The organism is Desulfovibrio sp. MES5, assembly GCF_002237645.1.
In the GTDB taxonomy this organism is placed as follows: Bacteria; Desulfobacterota; Desulfovibrionia; order Desulfovibrionales; family Desulfovibrionaceae; genus Desulfovibrio.
Map to the genome: position 1 here is coordinate 18,095 of NZ_MJUZ01000049.1, position 21,579 is coordinate 39,673.

Genomic DNA, 21,579 nt, shown 5'->3' on the forward strand with positions numbered 1-21,579 from the left:
CCGCAAATTTGCACCACTCAGTAAGATTTTCTGATAAAAGGGGCTGATTATGCGACGCAAATTTGCATCATCCACAAAATTCCGCTCTTTCTGACGGGGCTCAAGCTACTGTCCGACAAGCATGATTCTCTTTTCACAAGCTATTATTATCGGCCCCAGACAATGATTACTGCTAGTTGCAAATTTGCGACCAGCTTTTTCTCAAAACCACATTTCAGACAAGTTTTTAATGTAATATATAGATAACATTTGATTTTTATTTTTAAAATCTGCACAACTCCTCAATCTGCTCTGGCACGCATCATGCAAAACGAAAAAAATCACAAAGCATGACAGGTTCGTGTATGCTGTCCCACTTTTCGTAACCGTTCAGGCAGAGAGGAGAAGATGAGAAAAACATCACATTCCACACCTGCGGCAGGTGCCTCAGGCATGCCCGCGAGGCAGGCCGGAGCTCGTGGACGCGTCAGCCGGAAAGCACGCCCTTCAACACTTCAGACAGTTCAGGAGATCTGAGCATGAAGGTCATCGACTTTCGCTTCCGTCCCAACACTCCGGAAATCATCAACGGCATCAAAAACAGCGCCATGTTCAAGGCCGCCTGCAAGGCCATAGGCTTTGACAGGCGCAAGCCACAACCCCTGGAAGACATTGTGGCCGACCTTGACCGGCTCAATGTCGAGCTGGGCGTCATCACTGGCCGCGACTGTGAAACAACTTACGGTTTTCCGGCCAACAACCAGAGCGTTTTGGAATTCTGCCGGGCCTACCCCGAAAAATTTGTGGGATTCTGGGGCATTGACCCTCACAAAAAAATGGCCGCTCTGCGCGAGATCGCACACGTCACTTCTGAATACGGCATGAAGGGCATAGCCATTGACCCTTATCTTGCCCACATTCCCGCTTCCGAGGCCCGTTTTTACCCCATTTACGCCAAGTGTTGCGAACTCGGGCTGCCGGTGTTCATCACCATGGCCCCACCCCCGCAGGTTCCCGGAGCAATTCTGGAGTATGCGGATCCGCGCGACGTTGATAAGGTGGCCCGCGACTTCCCCGAACTCACGCTCATCATGAGCCACGGCGGTTACCCCTTTGTGAATGAAGCCGTTTACACCTGCCTGCGCAATGCCAACGTGTATATGGACATTTCTGAATACGAACGCGCCCCCATGGTGGACGTATACGTACAGGCCATGAACGAGCTCATTACCGACAAGGTGCTTTTTGCCAGCGCCCACCCCTTTGTGGAGCTGGCAGACGCTCTGGACGCATATGAAGCTTTTGAACTGACTGATGAGGCCCGCCGCAAGGTCATGTATGAAAACGCCCGCCGCGTGCTGGGCCTGGCATAAGGAGAATGAAATGAGCGTTGCCGCTACCGACGTACAAGCACAAAAAAACCTGCGCCGCGTGGTTATATCCTCCCTTATGGGCGCTGTTATCGAATGGTACGACTTCTTCCTCTACGGCGTCGTGGCCGGACTTGTGTTCAACAAGCTCTATTTTCCCTCATTTTCGCCGGGCGTGGGCACCATTCTGGCTTTTGCCACCTTTGCCGTGGGCTTTGTGGCCAGACCGCTGGGCGGCTTCATTTTCGGCCATTTTGGCGACAAGATAGGCCGCAAGAAAATGCTCATCCTCACGCTTGAGATTATGGGCGTGGCCACTGTGCTCATCGGCTGCATCCCCTCCTATGACAGCATAGGCATCTGGGCGCCCATTCTGCTGGTCATCTGCCGCCTTGCCCAGGGCATCGGCCTTGGCGGCGAATGGGGCGGCGCTGTGCTTATGGCGTATGAGTCCGCACCGGCGCACAAGCGCGCCTTTTACGGCAGCCTGCCCCAGATCGGCCTTTCACTGGGCCTCATGCTGGCTTCAGGCGTCATTGGCCTGCTCTCCTTCCTGCTGCCCGAAGAAGCCTTCATTTCCTGGGGCTGGCGCATAGCCTTTGTTCTGAGCGCCGTCCTGGTGCTGGTGGGCGCGTATATCCGCACCTCAGTTCAGGAAACCCAGGACTTCTCCTCCGCCAAAAAGGAAGTGGCAAAAATCCGCTACCCCATGCTTGAAGCCTTCAAGCGCTATCCCAAAACCCTTACGGCCTGCGTGGGCGCACGCTTTGTGGAAGGCATCGCCTTCAACGTCTTTGGCGTGTTTTCACTAACCTATCTTACGCAGACCTGCGGCGTCAGCCGCACCGTGGCCCTGATGGCCGTGGTGGTGGCATCTGGCGTCATGGCCTGCTTTATTCCCATGTGGGGGTCCATGGCTGACCGCATCGGCAAGGCCCGTATTTTCGGAACCGCCGCCATACTGCTCGGCGTGACCGCCTACCCCGTCTTCTGGGTATTGCACAACTATGCGACCACCAACCTCTTCTTTGTCTACATGGCCATTATCGTGCCCTTCGGCATCATCTACGCCGCCGCGTACGCCAGCATGGCCAGCCTGTTCTCCGAAAGCTTCGATCCCACGGTGCGCTACTCAAGCATCTCATTCGTGTACCAGTTCTCGGGCATCTTCGCTTCGGGCCTGACGCCGATGATCGCCACCATGCTGGTGCAGGCCAACGACTCGCAGCCCTGGTATCTCTGCGGCTACCTGCTTGTGGCTGGCATCATCAGCTCTCTGGCGACCGTCTGGATCAGCAACCTGAAGTCAGCCAAGGCCGAGCCCCGCGCGCTGCCCACTGACGACGCTGTTGTCGTCGCTGCCAATGTTGTGCCGGAATAATGCGTACCTGCTGATTCTCCTCCAAAAGGGCGGGAGATGTTGCCGCATCCCCGCCCTGCAGATACCGGTCAGACCAAGCCAACCGGTGTAACTGCCGCTTCCATCCCATGCGATCCCCGCATCCGGCCTGTCCACTACTACAGGGCCGGATGCGGGGTTCATGCGTGAAAGGCTTTGAACGGGCGATCTTCTCAAGAAAATGTTACTTTGAAATACGTTGCGGGGGAGGGACCCTTTTGCAAAAGGATCCCTCCCCCACGCCCCCACCCCCTAAAACTCTTATTCTTTTTGAGTACAGTTCAAAGTGCGTTTCGATCCGAGGGCGGGAGTTCCAGAGGCAGCGTCTTGCAGACATCGCACCATGGCAAAGGGTATCTGCACCTTGAAGCGTGGCGGCGGTACCTGCCACAGCGCCCCGTTCGCGTTTGCCCCGCAGGCTGCTGTGCTGCCATAAAAAAGTGCGGCCCGGATGCATGCATCCGGGCCGCGCAAAGAATGCGGTCCACAAGCCGCCAGCAGCTTTCAGGCTGCCGGGTTCGTCAGACGCCTACTTGGCTTTCGCCGCGTCCTTATCCTGGGCAGGCACATCCTTGACGTCAACAATCCGCACGCCAAACTCGGCGATGCCCTCGGGCGGCGCATAAAACAGCACCATAAAGGGAACCTCGCCGCCACGCGGCACATTGGTATTGTTGGTCAGAATCTCCACCTTGTTATTGAGGAAGGATTCCATTTCCTTTTCGCTCAATACCTGCAACTGAAAAAGTGAAAGCTGCACGCCGCCAAGCTGCTTCTTGGTGGCCAGCGCTTTTTTATCTTTGTCGTAAATGGCTGCCTCAACAGTCACCAGTTCCTTGGGATCAGGAAATTCGTTAACGACCTTGCCTTCAATGACAAAGACCTTGCCGACTTTTTCATTGTCCACATAGTACTGGCGCACATTGCGCATGGTGAGCAATTCCACCTTTTTGGCCAGCTCCTGCTCTGTGGGCGGGCTCGCGGGGGTGGCTGCAAAATACTTGAAATACCCATAGCCGCCGCCAGCGCAGACAAGAACCAGCAGCAGCGCTCCAAGTATTTTTCCAAGCCGACCCCGGCCCTTGACCGGCATGTCCGGCAACGGGCCTTGAGTTGCAAGCTGTTCTGCCGGGTCAAAAGCAAAAACAGTTTTGCACACCGTGCAGCGCAGCTTCGTACCTGCCTTGGCAAACTGCTCCGGCAGGTTAAAGCGGCTTGAGCAATTGGGACATCTTACTTCCATGCCGTTACTCCCAAAAACCGTATCCGGCAGCCATAACCAGCAGGATTTTATTCAGGTATGATCTCAAAAATGCCGGGCAGATTACGATAGTGTTCTGCATAATCAAGACCATAACCAACAATGAAACCCTCTGTCAGCTTGAAGCCGGCAAAGTCAACGTGTACGTCAATTTCGCGCCTTTCATTCTTGTCCACCAGGGCAGCCAAGCGCAGGCTGCGGGCCTTGCGGGCGGCAAACTGCCCGAGCAGAAAACGCATGCTGTACCCGCTGTCCACTATGTCTTCCACTATCAGCACATGCTTGTCGCAAATGTCAATCTCAACATCCTTGTTGAAAATGACGTGCTTGGAGGAGGCCGATGATTTGCCGTAGCTGGACAGGCGCACAAAATCCAGCTCCAGATTCTTATTGTGCAAAGCGCGTACCAGATCGCTGAAGAAAACAAAGCCGCCCTTGAGAACGCATACGGCCACCAGTGGTTCCTGGCCATAATGGGCGTCAATTTCAGCTGCCAGCTCTTTTACCCTTTGGGCAATCAGCTCCGCACTGTACACGGTTTTCAATTCTTTGATTTTGAGCTCATGCCCAACCTTCGACATCTGATCCTCCGGCACGGGCCGCGCGGGCGGCCCCGTTTTCAGGGGCCGTGGCGTTTGCCGGCTCCAGTGCAAAATATCCGCGTTGTTTCGCGCGGCCGGAACAGCAGACGCAATCCGCTTCTGTCATTCCTTTTAACAGTGCCATTACGCCCTGGCCCCCAAATGGGCAGCGCTGAAGGCGCGACCCTTCACAATTTTGGACATGAAAACCGTTCCCGTATCTGCCTATTTTTGTTCAAGCAGCTTTTTGAACACCATTTCAATCATCTCGGTATCGGCTATGCCGGGTTCTGATATGACCCTCTGGCCGTCCTTGGCGTAAAAAACATTGTGCGGAATGCTGCTGACCTGAAAGGCCTTGGTGATGTCACGCCCGGCCATGTACACGGGATAATCCATATTCATTTTTTTCATGAAGGGAACAACGACCTTGGAGTCATCGTCCACTGAAAGACTGACGATGAGCACATCCTTGCCCGCGTATTTTTTGCTCACGGCCACAAGATCGGGCACTTCCACCTGGCAGGGCGGGCACCATGTGGCAAAAAAGTTGAGCATGATGACTTTGCCCTTGTTCTTTGCCAGAAGGTCCATCAATCCGGCAAGATTGAGGGAAGGCACCGATGAGGAGGTCGAGGCGGGCGCGGCTGATGAGGCCGCAAGGGCGGCGCAGGGCAACAACAGGCAAAGCAAAAGGGGAAGGATGATTTTTTTCATATGGTACCTTGATGAGTTCTGAACCCATACATAACGTGAACAGTTACATGCCGCCATGACTGCCCGTGGACGCCCGGCATGACTACGCCCACGTATCAAGTCAGTCTACATAAAATTTTTGGCAGCCCGCACAGCCCCTACCGCGTCGGCGCAGTACGCGTCCGCCCCGATGGAATCGGCAAAAGCCTGGGTGACGGCCGCGCCGCCCACCATGACCTTGATCGGCAGCCCTTTATCCTTCACGAGCTGTATGGTGTCTTCCATACGTACCATCGTGGTGGTCATCAAGGCCGACAACCCGATAATACTCGCTTTATGCTCCAGGGCGCAAGCAACGATGGCCTCAGCAGGCACGTCCTTGCCCGCGTCGACAACATCAAAACCGTGGTTGCCCAGCAACAGGGACACAATATTTTTGCCAATATCATGAATGTCGCCCTCAACCGTGGCCATGACGACGACGGGCCTTTCTTCCGGCCCGCGTCCGGCTTCGAGCATGGGTTTCAGGTGGGCGAACGCCGTCTGCATGGTTTCCGCTGCGCGGATAAGCTGGGGCAAAAAATATTCGCGCCTCTCATAGCGCGCCCCGACTTCGGTGATGGCCGGGATAAGCACGTTCTGCACAAGGCTGAAAGGTTCCGCCCCGCTCTTCAGTTCGGCTTCAAGCAGGGGCAGCACATTTTCCCTGTCGCCGTTAAGTACGGCCTCCCCCAGGCTTTTGGCCGCCCCCCCGCCGCCCTGGCGTTGCAGCACGCTGCCCTCGCCCGGTTTCCAACCGGCATATCCTGAAATAAAGGATGCCGCGTGCGGGTCATGCTCGCCCAGAACCTTGAGCGCGTCAGCCGCCTCACGCAGGCGCTGCGCCGAAGGGTTAGCGATGCAGGAGGAAAGCCCCGCCCCGGCCGCGTAGGCCAGAAATGTGGCGTTGAGCAGGTCGCGCGCGGGCAGGCCGAAAGAAAGGTTGGAAAGGCCCAAAGTGGTGGGCAGTCCCTCGCTGGAGCACCAGCGCGTCATCTCAAGGCACTGGCGCGCGCCGTCCGGGCTGGATGAAACCGCCAGGGCCAGAATGTCCACCATCATGAGGCGGCGCGGTATGCCCAGCTGTTCGGCGCGGCGGATCAGGCTTTCCACCGTGCGAATGCGGTCGGCGGCTTTTTCGGGCAGGGTCGCCCCTTCAAGGGGCAGCAGGATGAAGGGCGCGCCATAGTCGCGACACAGCGGCCCCAGCAGTTCCATACGTCCGGCCTCGCCGCTGATGGAGTTCACCAGGAAGGAACCGGGGCAGTACGGAAGGGCATTGGCAATGGCCTGCGCATTGGACGAGTCCACAGAAAGCGGCACGGTAAGCCGCCCCACGAGCCTTTGCACCAGTTCCGGCAGCAACGTTGTTTCATCCACCAGGGGCGCGCCCACGTTGACGTCCAGCACCGTTGCCCCGGCCTCGAGCTGGGCGTCGGCAAACTGCATGGCCGTGTCAAAGCGGCCTTCCTGCAATTCCAGGGTAAGCTGCTTTTTGCCGGTGGGATTGATGCGCTCGCCAATGATCGCCAGCGGCTGCCCCGCGCCGATACGCACCAGTTGCGAGCGGCTCGTAAGGCTGATGCCCCTGCGCTCGACCTTGGGCGCGCATATTTCGCCCAGGCTGTGCAATGCCTGCGTCAACGCCGCCAGGTGGTCTGGCGTGGTGCCGCAGCAGCCGCCAAGCACCTGTGCGCCCATATGGGCAAAGGGGGAGGTTTTTTGGGCAAAGCCTTCCGGCCCCAGGGGAAATACCGTTTGCGTGCCGTGCAGTTCAGGCAGCCCGGCGTTGGGTTCAGCCATGACGGGGCAGGCGCAGACGCTCAAGAGTTCCGCCACCACGGGTTCCATCTGTTCCGGCCCGAGGCTGCAGTTGGTCCCCACCACATCCACGCCCATATTCTGCATGGTCTCAGCAAAGATGGTGGGCGTGGAGCCTGTAAGGCTGACGCCCTGCTCAAAGGTCATTGAAACCATGACCGGCAGGTCGCATTCCTGCCGTGCGGCGACCACCGCCGCCCTGGCCTCGGCCAGATCGAACTGGGTTTCAATAAAGATCAGGTCCACCCCGCCCGCCACAAGCCCCCGGATCTGCTGGGCAAAGGCCTCAATAAGCTCACGGGGCTCCACAGGGCCGAGGGGCTTGATAAAGTGGCCGGTGGGGCCCACATTGCCCGCAACAAAAACAGGGCGATCCCCGGGCCGGGGCACGTCTGCGGCGGCAGCCCGCGCAACGGAGGCCATGCGCTTGTTGAAAGCAAAAACATCCATTCCTTTCGGAAGTTTGTAGGAGTTCCCGCCAAAGGTGCAGGAGGTCAGAATGTCGACCCCGGCCTTGAGGTAGGAAGCATGGATCCCCCGCAGGATATCGGGGTTTTCCATACAGAACTCTTCGGGGCTTGTGCCAGCGGGAAGACCCGAAGCCTGGAGCATGGTGCCCATGGCCCCGTCCAGAAAAAGAGGACGTTTTGCGCAAAGCGCTTGTCTGAATGTCATGAATGCCGCCACCTTGGCCGTCATATGTAAAAAACTTGAGGGGCGTCAGCCCCTTCTTCCGTGCAAAGCCCGTCTTTGCTTTCCGGACATAATGCCTGTATGCTGTAAAAACGTCCCCAAGGCTCCAGGCCGCTCCGGACAGGCAAGCGCCTTGTCGTACCCTCCGGAAACCGCACAGCACCCAGAAGGACCTGAGACGGCGTGCCGGACAGATTCTTTGTCATGATTGCACACGGCAGCGGGGACGTGGTTGGCCTTTCAGTACTGAATAATATTGAAAAGAACAAACCAAAACTATAGCATACAGACATTGCAGCGCCTTTTTACAGCGCCAATGACTGAGTATGGATAAAATGAAAAAAAATAGCAAGATAGCCTTCAGCACGGCCAAGGCTGGCCCCAAGACGGTGAAAGGCGAAAAAAATACGCCCCCGATTGGGGTTGTGGAAATTCTTGATGGGCCCAGAAAATCCAAGGCTGCCAATGGATCAGCCCGGAGCGGCTCCAGCGCCCGGTCTGCCGCCAGGGCTTCGGCCAAAGCGGCTTCCAGCCCGGACGCCTCGCCCCGTCAAGACAACAAGAAAAAAAAGCTCGCTCCCATTGCGCCTGATGACGAAAGCCTTCATGACGGCCCGGTTCTTGATGTGGACGAACTGGAACCCGCCGCCGAACGCGACGATGATGAGCTTGAGCTTGAGTCCCACGACGATCAGGACGATATCCTTGATACCGCTCTGGACGTGGACATGGACGAGCACCCCCTGCCCCTTGAAGAAGGCCGGGAGGGCGACGTGCCTGCGCCCGCGTCTACCCGACTGCCTGCGGTAGGCACCCGCGACAGTCTGCACCTGTACCTGCGGGAAATGAGCAAGTTCCCCATGCTCAAGCCCGAGGAAGAACACGAACTGGCCTTACGCGTACGCGACCATAACGACGCGGACGCGGCCTTTCGCCTTGTGTCGTCGCATTTGCGGCTGGTGGTGCGCATCGCCATGGATTTTCAGCGCCGCTGGATGCAGAACGTGCTGGATCTTGTGCAGGAAGGCAACGTGGGCCTCATGCGCGCGGTCAACAAATTTGACCCCGACAAGGGCATCAAGTTCTCCTACTATGCCTCATTCTGGATCAAGGCCTACATTCTCAAGTTCATCATGGACAACTGGCGCATGGTCAAAATCGGCACCACCCAGGTGCAGCGCAAGCTGTTCTACAATCTGAACCGCGAGCGCCAGAAGCTCATCATGCAGGGCTTTGACCCTGACGCGGCCATGCTGTCGGAGCGCCTCGGCGTGACCGAAGACCAGATCAACGAGATGGATCAGCGGCTGGCCTCAACCGACATGTCGCTGAACGCCCAGGTGGGTGAAGAATCGGGCGGGGCCACCCGTATGGACTTTCTGCCCGCTCTCGGCCCCGGCATTGAAGACAGCCTGGCTTCTGACGAAATCGCGGGGCTTGTGCGGTCAAAACTCAAAACCATCATACCCAAGCTCAATGAAAAAGAACTGTACATCCTGCACAACAGGCTGCTGACTGACGAGCCCATCACCTTGCGCGAGATAGGCGAACGGTATAATATAACAAGAGAGCGAGTGCGCCAGCTTGAGGCGCGACTGGTAGAAAAAATCGGCCAGCACATGAAGAATGATATCGAAGACTTCTCCGACCACTGGATTCAATCCTAAGCAGCACGGATACAGTCCGCAATGAAACGTAAGCACATAGCGCTCTTTTGCGCCCTGACACTGGCCGCCGTCACCTCCTTTTCCCTTCTTGGCTGTGGGGGCTGTGCCGGCACCAAGGCTGCCGGCGAAAAAAACGCAACCGTAGGCGACGCCTGCCCAACCGCACTGCGCAATGTTGAAGTGCGCCAGCCAGAAGAGCACCTTTCGAATGAAGCCAGAAGCACCTATGCTTTTCTGCTCTATTCCCAGGCGCTCAACGCCGAGGACGAGGCCGCCCTTTTGCAGGCCGCGCCCCTCATGGCCGCCGCAAAGCTGCCTCCCAACATCTGGCTTGAAGGCGGCGTCTGGCTGGTAAGCCGCAAGTCCGAAGGGGCCATCCCCTATCTGGAGCAAGGGCTTTCCGTTGCGCCCGATGACATGTCGCTCAACCTGCTTCATGCCGAAGCGCTTATGGAGCAGGGCACGCCGGAGCGCGGCGTGGAACTCATGCGCGCCTACCTGAAAAAGCATCCGGAGTCTCTGGACGCGCGCCTGGAGCTGGCCCTGCTGCTGGTTAAAAGCAAGGAATATCCCGAAGCCGAAACACTGCTCAACAGCGTGAGCGCCAAGGAGCGCACGCCGCTGGTGGACTACTACCACGCCCGCGCCCTTATCGGCATGGGCCGTCAGGCCGACGCCATACCATTTCTCCAGAAGGCCATCAAAGAAATGCCGGACTTTGTGGAAGCCATGGCCGAACTGGCCTTCATCCACGAACAACGCTCGGAATTCAAGCCTGCGCGCGCCCTGTACGAAAAACTGCTCAAGCTCAACTTTTCGCCCCAGGACGTGCTCCTGCGCCTCATCAGTCTTTCACTGCGCATGAACCAGCCCGAAAAAGCCCTGAAGTACATGCGCCAGGGGCCGGACACCATCCCCTTCAAGCTTACCGTGGCGGGCCTTTTTATCGACTCGCGCCACTACCTTCAGGGAGAAACGCTGCTCAAGCAGATTGCCGCCAGGGACGACGCCCCTGTTGACGTGTACCTGCTGCTGGCTGATCTGAACTATGAACAGCGCCGCGACCTGCCCATGGCCCTTTCATGGCTGGACAAAGTCCCCCCGACCAGCAAGGCCGCGCCCAGAGCGGCGCTGCTGCGGATACAGCTGCTTGGCGAAGCGGGCAAGGAGCAGGAAGCCCTGACCGTGACGCGGCAGGCCCAAAAACAGTTTGCGGACGCGCCCCAGTTCTGGGAACTGGAAGTCCGCCTGCTGGCACGCCAGAAGCAGATGCCGCAGGCCCTTGAGGTGGCGCGCAAGGCCGCCAAAAAATGGCCCGACAATGCGGAGATGGCCTTTCTTCTGGGATCGTTGCTGGACGAGTCCGGCGACAAGAAGGAAGCCTTCAAGGTGATGGAACACATAATCACCCTGCATCCGGAAAATTATCAGGCCCTCAACTACGTGGGCTATACCCTGGCCGAAGAAAACCGCGATCTTGAAAAAGCCCTGAGCCTGCTCACCAAGGCCGACGAGCTTTCACCCAACCAGTCCTACATTGTGGATTCTCTGGCCTGGGCCCTTTACAAGCTCGGCAGAAATGAAGAGGCCCTCACGGCCATACGCCGTGCCGTCAAACTTGACGAGCATGTGGACGCGTCCATCTGGGAACACTATGGCGACATCGCCCTTAAAATGGGGCTCAAAGACGAGGCTCGCACCGCCTACCAGAAGGCGCTGGATCTCAAACCCGCCAATGCGGATGCATTGCGGCAGAGGCTTTCACAGTTATGAAAAAATTTCTTGCTCTTTGCTGCCTATGCAGCCTTGCGCTGCTGACCGCCTGCGCCAAGCAGCCCTCCCTGGAGATGACGCCTGAGGCCCAGGCCAGGCTTGAAGAACGCTGGCAGAAATTCGAGGCAAGAGGGCAGAACGTCGCCATGGCCCCCTATCGGCTGCAAATGAGCCTGCGCTTTGGTACTGAAGGCGATACCCGCCGCGTTACCGCCCTTTTCTGGGGCAACAGCCAGCGCAGGCTGCGCCTGGACGTTATGGCAGGCGTCGGCGCGACTGTGGCCAAAATTCTTGAAGACGGGCAGCACTTCCTCGTCTACAGCCCCACAGACAACAAGGCGTATTTCTACCAGGGCGCTTCCAAACCCCTGCTCCAGGTGGGCGTGCCCGTGCCCTTCAATCTGGAGCATCTGGCTGACCTGCTCAACGGACGCTACAGCCAGGTTTTCGGCAAAAAATTCGCCTCCGGCACATTTGTGTCCGGCGACCTTGCCCAGTACACGCTTGAGGGCAACCTCGGCGGCGTGCTGACGCTCGATGCCGCAGGCCTGCCAGTGGCCTGGGTTGAAAAAAGCGACAGCGGCAAGGGCTGGAAGATGGAAGTGGCCTTTGACGATGCGGCATCCCCCCTGCCCCAGCGCCTTAACCTCTCGCATGACAACGGCAAGCGCGCCATCGTGCTTGTCAAGGAAAGGGAAAAGCCCGCTGCGCCCTTTACAGACGAGCAGATGACCTTATCCATACCAGAGGGCGTTCCTTTGCTGCCGCTGTCCAAATACCAGCAGCGCTAGGCCGCGTCGAGGTTCGGTCTCACGGGTTCAGGCCGTCCCAACGCTTTTTCGGGTTGGCGGCCAACCCTCTTTGCTGGCTACGGTCGCTTCTCTGACCAACTGCCCCCTGTCTGCCCCGGCCCGCAAGCGGACGGCGAGCGGCAGCGCGAGGGCAAGGCCGGACGGGTCCAGCGCGAGGCCAAACCCGCCAGCGCGGACAGGCCCACAGGTTCCACTGCTTACGAAAAACGCGCATTCCTGATGCGAAGAAGTTCTGGCAGGCTGACCGGTACAACCGGTCAGCCTGCCCTCACCCTTGAAGGAGTTGTTATGCAATCCATCCATATCGCTTCGGACCACACCGGCGTTGACCTTAAAACCACCCTGGCCGAGCATTTGGGTAAAAAGGGTTTCACTGTTATCAATCACGGTACGGACTCCTCTGACAGCTGCGACTACCCCGTGTTGGCGCACAAGCTTTGCGCCGCCGTGGAAGCTTCCGGCGAGCCGGGCATTCTCATCTGCGGCACGGGCCTGGGCGTTTCCATTGCCGCCAACCGGCATTCCGACATCCGCGCCGCCCTCTGCACCACAGAACTGCACGCGCGCATGGCTCGTCAGCACAACAACGCCAACGTGCTCTGTCTCGGAGCGCGCATAACCGGCGTTGAACTGGCCAAGGCCATTGTGGACGCTTTTATGGAAAACACCTTTGAAGGCGGCCGCCACCAGCGCCGCCTGGATATGCTCAACCTCCCAGCATAAAAGGAAGATCATGCAGCTCTACAATACCCTTGGCCGCCAGAAGGAAACATTCGTGCCGGTGCATCCCGGCAAGGTGAACATGTATGTCTGCGGTATCACTGCATATGACTACTGCCACATAGGCCACGCCCGTTCGGCCCTCGTGTTCGACGTGCTCGTGCGCCAGCTGCGCCATCTGGGGCTGGACGTAACCTTTGTGCGCAACTTTACGGACGTGGACGACAAAATCATCAACCGCGCCAACAAGGAAAACCGCGACTGGCGTGAGGTGGCCCAGACCTATATCGACGCCTTTCATGAAGACATGGACAGGCTGGGCGTGCTTCGTGCGGATGTTGAGCCGCGCGCCACAGAATATATTAAGGAAATTCAGGATCTCTGCGCAAAGCTGATCGCCGCCGGCAAAGCCTACGCCACCCCTTCGGGCGACGTGTACTTCAAGGTGCGCTCGTATGCGCCTTACGGCAAACTCTCTGGCCGCAGCCTGGACGAACTGCTTTCCGGCGCGCGCGTGGCCCCCGGCGAAGAAAAGGAAGATCCACTGGATTTTGCCCTGTGGAAGGCCGCCAAGCCCGGCGAACCCTCGTGGGAAAGCCCCTGGGGCCAGGGCAGACCCGGCTGGCACATCGAATGCTCGGCCATGAGCGAATCCTATCTGCCCCTGGATATTCACGGCGGCGGGCAGGACCTTGTGTTCCCGCACCACGAAAACGAAATCGCCCAGACCGAAGCCGTCTGCCATTGCCATCTGGCCCGCTACTGGGTGCATAACGGCTTTGTGCAGGTCAACGCGGAAAAGATGTCCAAGTCGCTTGGCAACTTCAAGACCATCCGCGACATTCTTGAAAGCTATTTGCCGGAAACCCTGCGCTTCTTCTTGCTGGGTAAACACTACCGCAGCCCCATCGACTTTACAGCCGACAGCATGGATGAGGCCGAAAAAGCCCAGCACCGGGTGTACACCGCCCTGCGCGAAGCGGAAAAAGCCCTCCAGCGCGAAAAGTGGAAAAAAATCCCCCTACCCCAGGAGACGGCCGACGAATGGACCGCGCAGCCCAAAGCGCTGGACGAGGCCATGGATGATGACCTTAATACCGCGCAGGCTCTGGGCCACATCTTCACCCAGGTGCGTATTGTGAACCGCCTGCTTGAAGACAAAAACATGCGCGCCAGCGAAGCTGGCCGGGACATCCTGCGGGAGTTTCTCGCCCGTGCGGGACAGTGGAACGCGCGGTTGGGTCTTTTTGGCCAGCAACCGGATGCGTTTTTGACCGCCTTGCGGGGCATGCGCGCCAGCCGCAAAACCATTGACATGCCCCGTGTGGAAGCCCTGCTGCAAGAACGGCAGGCTGCCCGCGCCAACAAGGATTTTGCCACCTCCGACGCTCTGCGCCAGTCTTTGCTTGAGCTCGGCGTAAGCGTGCGCGACACCCCTGAAGGGCAGGACTGGGACCTCGAGTAGTCCCAGCGCGGGCACTCAGGAGAACCTATGCTGCATTATTGTGCTCCCCGCCGATGGACGGCCCTGATTGTGCTGCTGGCCTTTCTGCTGCCGCAGATATGCCCCGCGCCCGCTCATGCCTTCTTTTTCGGCGGTGTGACCATTAAAGACGAAAAGGAGATGGGAGAAAAATTCGATGTTATGGTGCGCTCCAATCTGCCTGTCATCGAAGACCCTGAAGTCAAACAGTATGTGGACTATATGCTGGCCCGGCTGGTCAAGGCCATCCCGCCCCAGCCGTTCACCTTCAAGGCCACCACCATACTGCACAATTCTCTCAACGCCTTTGCCGTTCCCGGTGGCTACGTATACGTGTTCACCGGGCTTATCATGAATCTGGACAAGGAAGAGGAACTGGCTGGCGTGCTGGCCCACGAACTGGCCCACGTCACCCAGCGCCATGTGGCCTCGCGCCTGCAAAAGGCCCAGTTCGTCACTCTCGGTTCACTGCTGCTGGCCGTGGCGGGCGTGGCGGCGGGCGGCGCAGGCGGCGGGGCCCTGGCAATGGGCGCCCTGGGCGCCGGGCAATCGGCCATGCTCAACTACAGCCGCCTGGATGAAAATGAGGCCGACCAGATCGGCCTGCAATATCTCATTGCCGCTGGCTATCCGCCCGAAGGCATGGTGGCGGGCTTCAAGGTGCTGCGCCAGAAAAGCTGGATGAGCGGCATCAGCGTGCCCACCTACCTCTCCACCCACCCCGCCCTCGGCGACCGCATCAACGGGCTCCAGGCCCGCATCCAGACCATGGGCAAATCCGTCCAGAACCGCAGTCAGGACAACAAGCGCTTCACCCGCGTGAAGACCCTGCTTTGGGCCAGGTACGGCGACGATCAGGCGGCCCTGCAACGCTTTTCAGGCAGCGACGGCCTTTCAAGCATGGGCCGGGGCATTGTGCTGGCCAGACAAAACCGCATAAACGAAGCCAGCACGGCCTTTGACCAGGCCCTCAAGGCCGCCCCGGACGATCCTCTGGTGCTGCGCGAGGCAGGGGCCTTCCACTACCGCAAGGGTGACATGGGCCGGGCTGACGGCCTGTTGACCAAGGCCATGCGTATTGATCCCAAGGACTACATGGCCGCCTTCTTCTATGCGCGCATGCTGGACGAAACAGGCAGGCAGGCGCAAGCGGCCAACTACTACAAACAGGTGCTGCGCTATGTGCCCGAGGATGCCGAGGTGCACGAAGCCTACGCCCGCTCGCTGGGCAAGACGGGCAATACGCCCGAAGCCTATATTCACATGGCTTACAGCGCCATCTATTCCAACAACAAAAAACTTGCCGAGCGTTATTTCAACGAGGCCAAGAGCATGTCGGCCCGCACCACGGACAAAACCGCCTTCAAGCGCCTTGAAACAGCCTATAAAGAACGCAAGGAAATCTGGGATAAAAATTGATGGAAACGCATGCCACTACTATTCTCGCCGTTCGCAAGAACGGTCTTGTGGCCCTGGCCGGCGACGGCCAGGTGACCATGGGACAGAACATGATCATGAAGCACGCCGCGCAAAAAGTGCGCCGCCTGCATGACGGCAAAATTCTGGCGGGCTTCGCCGGGGCCACGGCTGACGCCTTTACCCTGTTTGAACTTTTTGAGGCCAAGCTCAAGGAAGTGCGCGGCAATATGGTGCGCGCCGCCGTGGAAATGACGAAAGACTGGCGCAAGGACAAATACCTGCGCAAGCTTGAGGCCATGCTGCTTCTGGCCGACACCGAGCACATACTCGTGCTTACAGGCACGGGCGACGTTATTGAGCCGGACGACAACGTGGCCGCCATCGGCAGCGGCGGCCCCTACGCCCTTGCTGCGGCGCGGGCGCTGTCGCGCCACAGCGACCTTGACGCTGAAACCATAGCGCGCGAATCCATGCGCATTGCCGCCGAGATCTGCGTGTACACCAACGACCACGTGACGCTTGAAACCCTGTAGGCCCGACCGGCTGCAAACCAAGGATAAACCATGAGTGTTGTCATTGCTGGCTGCAAGGTAAATCTTGGGCTGCGCATCACCGGCGTGCGCCCGGACGGCTATCACGAAATAGATTCGCTCTTCTATCCTCTGGCGCGCCCCTGCGATCAGCTGAAACTGCGCATTACGGAAACTCCCGGCATTGTGGTGCGTTGCGAGGGGCCCGCCCACGCCACGCTGGATGAAAACGACAATACCCTTACCAGAGCCTACGCGGCTTTTGCCTCGGCTGCGGCCTGCCCCACCCCCGGCATTGAAGTACAGCTGCGCAAAGGCATTCCTTCCGGGGCAGGACTTGGCGGCGGCAGCAGTGACGCGGCAGCCCTTTTGCGCTGGCTCAACAGCAGGGCTACCGCTCCGCTGGACGCGCAGGCGCTTGCGGCGGTGGCGCTGACCGTGGGAGCCGACGTGCCCTTTTTTCTGCATGAAGGCCCCTGTCGTGTTCGCGGCATAGGCGAAATCGTCGAGCCGGTCCGGCCCGATTTATCCGGCATGCGCCTTGTGCTGGTATGCCCCGACATCCACGTAAGTACGCAGCGCGCCTTTGCTGATTACGATGCCCATATGGCTTCCACGGGCGGCAGCGAAAGCCAAAACAACTTGACAAGAGACCAAAGCAAGGCTAATGGAACTTTTCTCTCCCAAGGGCGGTTTGATGCTGACCTGGACAACGATCTCGAAACTGTTGTCTTTGCACGTCACCCCGAACTTGCCGACATCAAGGCAACCCTGCTGCGCTGCGGCGCCACAGCGGCATCAATGAGCGGCAGCGGTTCCAGCATACTGGGGCTTTTTGGGCGTGAGGCGATTGTGGAAACACAGGCGGCCACGGCCACGCTTCAGGGAGAGAACAGGCGCGTCTACGCGCATGTGCTGTAACAGCACTGGGATGTAGCCAAGTGGTAAGGCAACGGGTTTTGGCTCCGTCATTCGAAGGTTCGAACCCTTCCATCCCAGCCACAGCATACTGCCGGGCCGCGCCCTGATTGCCGGGCGGAGGTTGCCGGAAAGTATCCGGGCGCTTCCATTGCCGTGCGGGCCAATGTCCGCATCCGGCGCCGCGACGGCGGCTGTCTGATTGTCAGCACAGCTGGGCGGGCGGCGGGCAAAGGTTTATAACCCAAATTGCTCTTTGACGCGCACAAGGCAGGGCGGTTCATGTTCAGCGATCTGAAGATCGTCACCGGTTCTTCCAATCCGGAATTGGCCAAGGCAATCTGCGACCATTTGGGCTGTCAGCTCACCCCGACGCTGTCGACGACGTTCAGCGACGGGGAATTGCGTATTGAAATCGGTGACAATGTCCGTGGCGACGATGTTTTTGTGGTGCAGCCCACGTGTCCGCCAAACGTCAATCGTAACCTGGTGCAGCTCTGCCTTATGCTGGACGCCCTCAAGAGGGCCAGCGCCGGGCGCATCACAGCCGTTATTCCCTACTACGGCTATGCCCGGCAGGACCGCAAGGTCAGCCCCCGTGCGCCCATAAGCGCCAAGATGGTGGCCGACTTCATCAGCGTGTCCGGGGCGGAGCGCGTGGTTACCATAGATTTGCATGCGGGCCAGATTCAGGGCTATTTTGACTGCCCTGTGGACAATCTTTTTGCTGTGCCCGTCATGCTGGACGCCCTGCGCAAGCTCGGCGACGAAAAAATGGTCATTGTGTCACCTGATGCTGGCGGCGTTGAAAGAGCCAGGGCCTATGCCAAACGCCTCAACGCCCCGCTGGCCATCGTGGACAAAAGACGCGACAAGCCCAATCAGGCCCAGGCCATGCACGTCATCGGCGACGTGGAAGACCGCTTGGCCATTGTGGTTGACGACATGATAGACACTGCGGGCACCCTGTGCGCCGGAGCTGAAGTTCTGCTGAAAAACGGGGCTAGAAAAATTGTGGCCTGCGCCACGCACCCCGTGCTGTCCGGCCCGGCCATTGACCGCATCAATGCCACCGAGGCGCTTTCGCAGGTCTTTGTTACCGACACTATCCCGCTGGGCGACAAGCTGGAACGCTGCCCCAAGCTTGAGGTCATTTCCGTGGCCGCCATCTTGGGCAAAACCATTCACAACATCCATACCGGCTCGTCGGTCAGCGTGTTGTTTGTTTAGCAAAAACCGTCGGCTCAAAGCCTTCGCGCATGACCGCACGGCATAACTCCCGCAAGGGAATGGCAAGTTTACAGTAAAGAACTTTTCCGCACGTATCAGGCGGCGGTAAGCCAAGGAGTGGACCATGAATATTGAAAAGACTTTGAGCGTGCAGAAGCGCGAAGGTTGCGGCAAGGGCCCCAGCGGTCGCCTGCGTGCCGAGAAACTGATTCCCGGCGTGTTCTACACCGCCAGCGGTGAAAACATTTCCGTGCAGGCCCCCGTGCTGCCCCTTGAAAAGATCTACGGTGAAATGGGCCACACCACTGTGTTCAATCTTGAAATTGAAGACAACGGCAAAAAGACCCTGCATCCCGTGCTTATCTGGCAGGTGCAGTTCCACCCCTACAAGCGCGCCTTCACCCACATCGACTTCTACGGCGTTGATCTGGACAAGGAAGTCACCGTTGACGTGCCTGTGGAATTCGTGGGCACCTCGCGCGGCGTGAAGCTTGGCGGCCGCCTTGAAACCTACCGCGAAATGGTGCGCCTGTGCAGCAAGCCGCTGACCATGCCCCAGAAGATCACCGTTGACGTGACCGACATGGGCATCAACGACACCATCACCGTGTCTGATCTCAAGCTGCCCGAAAACGTGCGCGCCGTGTTTGACCAGAACTACGCTCTGGTCAGCGTTATCTCCAAGAGCAAGGATGACGCGGCCGAAGGCGAAGACGCCTAAGACTGTTCGCGGCCTGCATGACCGGGCGAGCCCGGTTACGGCCATTCCGCCTTATATATGGCCGGTTCCGCAGGGAACCGGCCTCCTTTTTCGAGCTTTGCGCCTTTGAAAAAGGGCAAATGCTCAAGTGCCGCGCAAGAGTGCAGCGCGCCGCTACGTGGCGTGGATTCTGCCGGGCTTTAGCCATTGTGACGAAGGAAGCTGCGGATGCTTTAAGCGTTGCGACGCAGGAAGCTACGGATAAAGACAGCATGCGTAACGACACGGTTTGTCCCATGCAATCGCTGTCGCCACCCGTAGCGATGCTGTCCTGCCCCGTAAGGCGGTTCCGTCTACGATTCAGGCAAGCCCTGCGGGCAACGGCTGCCGCAAAGACAACAACTGGCTAATTGAACGGGCAGCCTGCTGATGGCTGTCGCTATCCGCAAACGGCAAAGCCCCGCTAACGGCTGCCGCAAATCGATTTTTTCGGTAGAATGACAAATTGAAATGTGAAGCACTTCAGTGGTAATCTGGTTCAGGCTCAGAAACGACGTCTTCAGCCGTTGAGAACATATATTCCCAACGTGGATCTGCTCCAGAACTGTGGCCCATTGCAGATTTTCCTGTCCGCATGCAACTGCCTTGCGGCGCACGCGCTGTCACTGAAATGGCAAACGCCGGACCGGGCATGGCTGAAACGCCAACCCGAAAACCTCTCAACGCAACCCGACCGGACATGTCGCAGCCAACCGTGACCTACCATTCCTTGCGCTCCCTGGGCAGCAAGGCAAGCCTGGAATTCTGGCCCAAGCGGAATGCCGGGGTCATGCTGTTTTATCCGGGAACCATGCTCTGCCCTCGGCAGTACCGGCCCCTTCTTGCTGCACTGTACGAAGCGGGCTTTGCCGTGGCTGCTCTGCACCTCACTGGGCATGGCCGCAATAGCCACTGGACGGGCTTTACCTTTGCGGATCTGTTGCGGGACGGCCTTGCTGCGGAGCAATGGCTGCGGCAAGAGGGGTTCAACGCCATCGCCGTAAGCGGGCACAGCCAGGGGGGCATTTTGACCCTGGCTCACGCTGCCGCGTCGCAGGGCCTTACGGCGGCCTTTCCCATTACGGGCACGCTGCCCCAAAGCGACGATGCGGTGGACCTCACACGTTTCAGGCGCTGGAAAAACAGACGACGCGAGATCACAGCAAACATCAACGCGCTCGCGCGCAGGCTGCCGCGTCTTGCCCTGCCCCTGCCGGCCTATCTGTCCATACGGCGCATTACTTCCGGTGCGCGGCGCATAGTCTATGACAGAAAACACTCCCGGCTGACCTACCCTCTGGCTTTTCTGGCCAGCCTGTTTTCAGCCAACGTGTCAGAAGAAATGCACTGCCCGCTCTATTTTTTCAGCGCTGTCAATGACGCCCTGTTTACACCGGCCAACACCAAGGCCACTTTTGAAACGCTGCGCGCGCCAGTCAAAAAACTTCTCTGGCTGCCCGGCGGCGGGCATCTGGCTGCCATGAACCCCCCGCTCTGCCGGTTTATCGCGCGTCATGCGGCAGCCGTTTGCGCGGGGCAGGGCTTGCCCTTGCAGATGGAAGCCACACAGGCGCGAGGAGGCGCACACTATGGACTATAATGGCGTTCTGGTGGGCCTTGGCAATCCCGGCTCGAAGTATGAGGGCACCAGGCACAATTATGGCTTTGCTGTTGTTGACGCGCTTGTGGATTTTGCACAGCGCCATGGCGCTGCAGAATCGCTCAATGGCGGCAAGTTCTCCTGCGAGCTGTGGCGTATACGCCTCAAAGAACTGGACGGCGTCTGGCTGGCCGCCAAGCCGCAAACCTTCATGAATCTCAGTGGACAAAGCGTGCAGCCCCTTCTGGCCTGGCACAAACTGCGTCCCTCTGATCTTGTGGTGGCGCACGATGAACTGGATATTCCGGCTGGAGAGATGCGCTTCAAGCTTGGCGGGGGCAACGCCGGACACAACGGGCTGAAATCCATTACCGAACTTCTGGGCACGCCGGACTTTTACCGCTTGCGCCTGGGCATTGGCCGTCCTCCGCACAAGGGTGACGTGACCAACTGGGTGCTGGGCCGCGCCCAGGGCGACGATGCCGAACGCATGCTGCAAACCATGCCCGCTGCCCTGGATACCCTGTTTGCCTTTGCCGACAAAGGCCTGGACGGCGCGCTGCGCGTTGCCCGAAAAACGGCCCAACCGCGCAAAAAACCTGACCCTGAAACCGCGCAGGTTTCAGACCGGATCGAATGACAATTTTGTTTTGCGCTTGCAAAACAGGCGGGCATGACCAGAGATGAACCGGGGGCGGTTCAGGATATGGCGCATGCCGGAGCGGCTGAAACGAGTGAGAGAGTAGGCGAAAAAGCGCATTGTCACTTTCGGGGAACCATGCATTTTTGCTTTTTCGGCTGGACTCTTCAACACATTTAGACTACTATGTTTGAAGAGTAAGTTTCCCA

General features: G+C 58.6%; 18 protein-coding genes and 1 tRNA gene. 15 read left to right on the forward strand and 4 right to left on the reverse strand.

Annotated elements, in window-relative coordinates; genetic code table 11:
• The first annotated feature begins 518 nt into the window (after nucleotides 1-518).
• Both BCS36_RS12145 and BCS36_RS12150 read left to right on the forward strand, forming a co-directional pair.
• Nucleotides 519-1,352: an amidohydrolase family protein gene (locus BCS36_RS12145; protein ID WP_291303140.1), complete on the forward strand. Its 834-nt coding sequence runs from the start codon at nucleotides 519-521 to the stop codon at nucleotides 1,350-1,352.
• Nucleotides 1,353-1,362: 10 nt separating this feature from the next.
• A complete protein-coding gene (locus BCS36_RS12150; RefSeq protein WP_291303141.1) occupies nucleotides 1,363-2,730 on the forward strand; it encodes an MFS transporter in 1,368 nt (455 codons plus the stop codon).
• 547 nt (nucleotides 2,731-3,277) lie between these two features.
• Here the strand turns inward: BCS36_RS12150 and BCS36_RS12155 are convergent.
• The 4 genes from BCS36_RS12155 to BCS36_RS12170 all read right to left on the reverse strand — a co-directional run bounded on the left by BCS36_RS12155 (nucleotide 3,278) and on the right by BCS36_RS12170 (nucleotide 7,821).
• Nucleotides 3,278-3,991 carry a DUF3426 domain-containing protein gene (locus BCS36_RS12155; RefSeq protein WP_291303142.1) on the reverse strand — a complete coding sequence of 238 codons (714 nt, stop codon included), beginning with the start codon at nucleotides 3,989-3,991 and terminating at the stop codon, nucleotides 3,278-3,280.
• Between the two features lie 47 nt (nucleotides 3,992-4,038).
• Nucleotides 4,039-4,590 (reverse strand): hypoxanthine phosphoribosyltransferase, encoded by a 552-nt coding sequence (hpt, locus tag BCS36_RS12160; RefSeq protein WP_291303143.1) that lies wholly within the window; start codon nucleotides 4,588-4,590, stop codon nucleotides 4,039-4,041.
• A gap of 225 nt (nucleotides 4,591-4,815) precedes the next feature.
• Nucleotides 4,816-5,307, reverse strand: coding sequence for a TlpA disulfide reductase family protein (locus tag BCS36_RS12165; protein WP_291303144.1), 492 nt, complete (start codon nucleotides 5,305-5,307; stop codon nucleotides 4,816-4,818).
• Nucleotides 5,308-5,412: 105 nt separating this feature from the next.
• Nucleotides 5,413-7,821 (reverse strand): homocysteine S-methyltransferase family protein, encoded by a 2,409-nt coding sequence (locus tag BCS36_RS12170; protein WP_291303145.1) that lies wholly within the window; start codon nucleotides 7,819-7,821, stop codon nucleotides 5,413-5,415.
• A 353-nt stretch (nucleotides 7,822-8,174) separates the two neighbouring features.
• Between BCS36_RS12170 and BCS36_RS12175 the strand changes: the two genes are divergently transcribed.
• From BCS36_RS12175 to pth, 13 genes are all read left to right on the forward strand, one after another.
• Complete coding sequence (locus tag BCS36_RS12175; protein WP_291303233.1) at nucleotides 8,175-9,506, forward strand: RNA polymerase factor sigma-32; 1,332 nt, start codon at nucleotides 8,175-8,177, stop codon at nucleotides 9,504-9,506.
• Between the two features lie 21 nt (nucleotides 9,507-9,527).
• Nucleotides 9,528-11,279 (forward strand): tetratricopeptide repeat protein, encoded by a 1,752-nt coding sequence (locus BCS36_RS12180; RefSeq protein ID WP_291303146.1) that lies wholly within the window; start codon nucleotides 9,528-9,530, stop codon nucleotides 11,277-11,279.
• The gene (locus BCS36_RS12185; RefSeq protein ID WP_291303147.1) at nucleotides 11,276-12,070 is read left to right on the forward strand and encodes a hypothetical protein; all 795 of its coding nucleotides are present in this window, start codon (nucleotides 11,276-11,278) and stop codon (nucleotides 12,068-12,070) included. Before BCS36_RS12180 ends, BCS36_RS12185 begins: the two co-directional genes overlap by 4 nt.
• A 309-nt stretch (nucleotides 12,071-12,379) precedes the next feature.
• Nucleotides 12,380-12,814, forward strand: a complete 435-nt coding sequence (gene rpiB / locus BCS36_RS12190) for a ribose 5-phosphate isomerase B (protein ID WP_291303148.1) — start codon at nucleotides 12,380-12,382, stop codon at nucleotides 12,812-12,814.
• Nucleotides 12,815-12,824: 10 nt separating this feature from the next.
• Nucleotides 12,825-14,276, forward strand: a complete 1,452-nt coding sequence (cysS, locus tag BCS36_RS12195) for a cysteine--tRNA ligase (RefSeq protein ID WP_291303149.1) — start codon at nucleotides 12,825-12,827, stop codon at nucleotides 14,274-14,276.
• A gap of 27 nt (nucleotides 14,277-14,303) precedes the next feature.
• Nucleotides 14,304-15,713: a M48 family metallopeptidase gene (locus BCS36_RS12200; RefSeq protein WP_291303150.1), complete on the forward strand. Its 1,410-nt coding sequence runs from the start codon at nucleotides 14,304-14,306 to the stop codon at nucleotides 15,711-15,713.
• On the forward strand, nucleotides 15,713-16,246 hold the full coding sequence (gene hslV, locus BCS36_RS12205) for an ATP-dependent protease subunit HslV (protein WP_179979451.1): 534 nt from the start codon (nucleotides 15,713-15,715) through the stop codon (nucleotides 16,244-16,246). The genes BCS36_RS12200 and hslV overlap by 1 nt, the downstream gene beginning before the upstream one ends.
• 30 nt (nucleotides 16,247-16,276) lie before the next feature.
• Nucleotides 16,277-17,164, forward strand: coding sequence for a 4-(cytidine 5'-diphospho)-2-C-methyl-D-erythritol kinase (ispE, locus tag BCS36_RS12210; RefSeq protein ID WP_291303151.1), 888 nt, complete (start codon nucleotides 16,277-16,279; stop codon nucleotides 17,162-17,164).
• 6 nt (nucleotides 17,165-17,170) lie between these two features.
• Nucleotides 17,171-17,245, forward strand: a tRNA-Gln gene (locus BCS36_RS12215).
• A gap of 198 nt (nucleotides 17,246-17,443) precedes the next feature.
• A complete protein-coding gene (locus BCS36_RS12220; RefSeq protein WP_291303152.1) occupies nucleotides 17,444-18,391 on the forward strand; it encodes a ribose-phosphate pyrophosphokinase in 948 nt (315 codons plus the stop codon).
• A 124-nt stretch (nucleotides 18,392-18,515) separates the two neighbouring features.
• A complete protein-coding gene (locus tag BCS36_RS12225; protein WP_291303153.1) occupies nucleotides 18,516-19,112 on the forward strand; it encodes a 50S ribosomal protein L25/general stress protein Ctc in 597 nt (198 codons plus the stop codon).
• Nucleotides 19,113-19,830: 718 nt separating this feature from the next.
• Complete coding sequence (locus BCS36_RS12230; protein ID WP_291303154.1) at nucleotides 19,831-20,730, forward strand: alpha/beta fold hydrolase; 900 nt, start codon at nucleotides 19,831-19,833, stop codon at nucleotides 20,728-20,730.
• Nucleotides 20,720-21,370, forward strand: a complete 651-nt coding sequence (gene pth / locus BCS36_RS12235) for an aminoacyl-tRNA hydrolase (RefSeq protein WP_291303155.1) — start codon at nucleotides 20,720-20,722, stop codon at nucleotides 21,368-21,370. The genes BCS36_RS12230 and pth overlap by 11 nt, the downstream gene beginning before the upstream one ends.
• Nucleotides 21,371-21,579 lie beyond the last annotated feature (209 nt).

What these genes read in the sequence shown, in the direction of transcription:
- BCS36_RS12180 (WP_291303146.1), top strand. Translation starts at nt 9,528, where the DNA reads ATGAAACGTAAGCACATAGCGCTCTTTTGCGCCCTGACACTGGCCGCC.
- BCS36_RS12175 (WP_291303233.1), top strand. Translation starts at nt 8,175, where the DNA reads ATGAAAAAAAATAGCAAGATAGCCTTCAGCACGGCCAAGGCTGGCCCC.
- hslV (WP_179979451.1), top strand. Translation starts at nt 15,713, where the DNA reads ATGGAAACGCATGCCACTACTATTCTCGCCGTTCGCAAGAACGGTCTT.
- BCS36_RS12150 (WP_291303141.1), top strand. Translation starts at nt 1,363, where the DNA reads ATGAGCGTTGCCGCTACCGACGTACAAGCACAAAAAAACCTGCGCCGC.
- BCS36_RS12165 (WP_291303144.1), bottom strand. Translation starts at nt 5,307, where the DNA reads ATGAAAAAAATCATCCTTCCCCTTTTGCTTTGCCTGTTGTTGCCCTGC.
- BCS36_RS12155 (WP_291303142.1), bottom strand. Translation starts at nt 3,991, where the DNA reads ATGGAAGTAAGATGTCCCAATTGCTCAAGCCGCTTTAACCTGCCGGAG.
- cysS (WP_291303149.1), top strand. Translation starts at nt 12,825, where the DNA reads ATGCAGCTCTACAATACCCTTGGCCGCCAGAAGGAAACATTCGTGCCG.
- pth (WP_291303155.1), top strand. Translation starts at nt 20,720, where the DNA reads ATGGACTATAATGGCGTTCTGGTGGGCCTTGGCAATCCCGGCTCGAAG.
- BCS36_RS12220 (WP_291303152.1), top strand. Translation starts at nt 17,444, where the DNA reads ATGTTCAGCGATCTGAAGATCGTCACCGGTTCTTCCAATCCGGAATTG.
- BCS36_RS12145 (WP_291303140.1), top strand. Translation starts at nt 519, where the DNA reads ATGAAGGTCATCGACTTTCGCTTCCGTCCCAACACTCCGGAAATCATC.
- BCS36_RS12230 (WP_291303154.1), top strand. Translation starts at nt 19,831, where the DNA reads ATGTCGCAGCCAACCGTGACCTACCATTCCTTGCGCTCCCTGGGCAGC.
- BCS36_RS12185 (WP_291303147.1), top strand. Translation starts at nt 11,276, where the DNA reads ATGAAAAAATTTCTTGCTCTTTGCTGCCTATGCAGCCTTGCGCTGCTG.
- BCS36_RS12200 (WP_291303150.1), top strand. Translation starts at nt 14,304, where the DNA reads ATGCTGCATTATTGTGCTCCCCGCCGATGGACGGCCCTGATTGTGCTG.
- hpt (WP_291303143.1), bottom strand. Translation starts at nt 4,590, where the DNA reads ATGTCGAAGGTTGGGCATGAGCTCAAAATCAAAGAATTGAAAACCGTG.
- BCS36_RS12225 (WP_291303153.1), top strand. Translation starts at nt 18,516, where the DNA reads ATGAATATTGAAAAGACTTTGAGCGTGCAGAAGCGCGAAGGTTGCGGC.
- rpiB (WP_291303148.1), top strand. Translation starts at nt 12,380, where the DNA reads ATGCAATCCATCCATATCGCTTCGGACCACACCGGCGTTGACCTTAAA.
- ispE (WP_291303151.1), top strand. Translation starts at nt 16,277, where the DNA reads ATGAGTGTTGTCATTGCTGGCTGCAAGGTAAATCTTGGGCTGCGCATC.
- BCS36_RS12170 (WP_291303145.1), bottom strand. Translation starts at nt 7,821, where the DNA reads ATGACATTCAGACAAGCGCTTTGCGCAAAACGTCCTCTTTTTCTGGAC.